Source organism: Paraclostridium benzoelyticum (assembly GCF_001006285.1).
GTDB lineage: Bacteria > Bacillota > Clostridia > Peptostreptococcales > Peptostreptococcaceae > Paraclostridium > Paraclostridium benzoelyticum.
On record NZ_LBBT01000152.1, the window covers coordinates 1 to 2,566 of the forward strand.

Annotated in this window: 1 protein-coding gene; it reads right to left on the reverse strand. The window is 29.1% G+C overall.

Annotated elements, in window-relative coordinates; all coding sequences use genetic code 11:
* Positions 1 to 115: 115 nt before the first annotated feature.
* Complete coding sequence (locus VN21_RS07175; RefSeq protein WP_046822657.1) at positions 116 to 2,083, reverse strand: ABC transporter ATP-binding protein/permease; 1,968 nt, start codon at positions 2,081 to 2,083, stop codon at positions 116 to 118.
* Between the last annotated feature and the right edge of the window lie 483 nt (positions 2,084 to 2,566).

Below are 2,566 nucleotides of genomic sequence, written 5' to 3' on the forward strand. Positions count from 1 at the left end.
ATTTATACTTGTTAATATTTAAAATAAAAAAAACAGCTAAAATCCTACAGTAAAGGATTCAGCTGTTTTTGTTAATTTATTTTATTTGGTTAATTTCCATTCATTTAATATTGAATTAATCTCTACGTAAAGATTCAACTGGATCTAATCTTGCTGCTTTATTAGCTGGTAAGAAACTAGCTAGCATACTTATCACTACACTAATTAATATACCCGATAGTGCATATGTAGGAGTAATTCTAACAACATTAAAATCAAATGCAGTTCTAGTAAAGTGGTTTGCTATTGCCCCTATACCATAACTTGCTCCAATGCCTATTAAACCACCAAATACGCCAAGTAAAAATGCTTCTGTTACAAATATACGGCGTATATCTTTTAATCTTGCTCCTAAAGCCTTTAATACTCCGATCTCTTTAGTTCTCTCAACAACACTTATATTTAGTACAACAAGAATCATAATTGCTGAAACAACTAATGATATTCCAGCTACTCCGGTTAATACGTAAGATAACATATCTATCATATCTGTAAACATTTCAATCATAGACTCTTGCATTGATCCTGTGTATCCTAAATCTTTCACTGCATTTTTAATTGAGTCTGTATTAGATTTGTCATCTGCATGTAGATAAACTGTGTTTGGCTCTAAATTAATTCCTTCTTTGCTAAACCATGAACTTATCGAATTATAAGGCATATATGCCATATTTCCTGTTCCTTCATATACACCACTTACCTTAAAGCTTTCTGTTATTATCTTTTCATTTACTAATAGTTTAACATCTACTGTTTTTCCTACTATATCATCACCTAACTCGCTAGCAATCATGTCTGAAATTAAGATTTCTCCATCTTTAGGCATCTTTCCTTTTGATAGGTTAGATTCAACTAAGTTTGATGAAGTTGACATAAAGTCCATAATCATTGCCTTTTTACCGTCATAAGTTATATAGTTTGATCCCATTGCAGTAAGATTATAACCTTTCTCTACAGAATCTACATGATTAATTTTTTCTAGTTTGTTAATATCATTCTCTGTAATAGGTGTAGATCTCAATCCATTCATCATTTGCTCTGACTGAGCCTCTTGTTGTTCTTTTATAGACATACTTTCTGTTGATTTAGTCTTATTCTCAGCAGGCTTATTTACCTGTATTACTTCAGGATTCACAAAGCTATTCATTTTATCTGTAACATATCCTGTGACTCCATTTCCAATAGACATCATTAAAATTACACTCATAATCCCTATACTAGACCCTAGAGCAACTAATAAGTTACGAGAAAATTTCTCTTTCATATTTAATAAAGACAATCTCATTGCAGAGAAAAGCCCTAAGTTTTTATTTTTCTTATTCTTTTTGATAACTTGTCTTTCTTCTATATGATTAAGGGTTCTTCCTTCCTCATCTCCTACAATCTCACCATTATCAATTTTTACAACACGGCTAGAATATGCAGCCACTTTTTCAGAGTGAGTTACCATAATTACCAACTTACCACGTTGTGCTATTTCTGTAATTATATCTAATACTTGATTTGTAGTCTCTGCATCAAGGGCTCCAGTAGGTTCATCTGCAATAATAATATCTGGATCATTTACTAATGCTCTCGCTATAGCAACACGCTGTTTTTGTCCTCCCGATATTTGGTTAGGCTTTTTATAAACATGATCTTTTAGCCCCATATCAGTTAATACTTCTAACGCCCTTTTCTTTCTAGTTTCTGAATCTACATTAGATAAAGTCATAGCCATTGATACATTATCTAATAAGTTTAAATGTGGAATTAAATTAAAACTTTGAAAAACAAATCCTATGTTTTCTTTGTGATAATTTACTAACTCAGATTCTTTGAAGGTACCTATGTTTCTTCCTTTATATAAGAGTTCTCCTTCGAAATTTGAATCTAATCCTCCGATTAAATTCATCAATGTAGATTTTCCACTTCCCGATTCCCCAATGATTGAAACTAGTTCACCTTTATCAAAAGATACATTGATATTTTTCAAAGCGGTAAACTCTTCATTTCCTGCTAACTTATACTTTTTATAAATATTCTTTAGCTCTAATAATGCCATATCGGTCACCTCCATTTAAAAGTATTTTGAAATTATATCATACTTTTATGAATTACTTATGAAAGTTTATTTCTTTGTAAAAATACCTATCCATAAAAATTATCGCATGATAAAGTTCTTTATTTTACTTTGACCTAATTTTTACTTGCACCTCAATTATTACCCTTCATATTAATAACTAAACATCATGCACAGGTTCAACCTTTTATAAAGTCATTTGTTTAGTAATTGATATATTTATATAGTTTTGAATTTTTTAATATTTCGTCCTACTTATAAAAAACAAATTATTAAAAAACTAGTTTTTGTATATAAAATCTTTAATTGCAATAAAAAAGGAGTTCATAATTTTATAAACTCCTTTGACATTATTTATTGTAATCAATTTACTTACAATATTATTACTATTTGTAATCTTTGATTTAACTGGATTGCAATTTTAACTATATAATATTAAAATAATATCTATATTTTAATATTATA

What these genes read in the sequence shown, in the direction of transcription:
- VN21_RS07175 (WP_046822657.1), bottom strand. Translation starts at nt 2,083, where the DNA reads ATGGCATTATTAGAGCTAAAGAATATTTATAAAAAGTATAAGTTAGCA.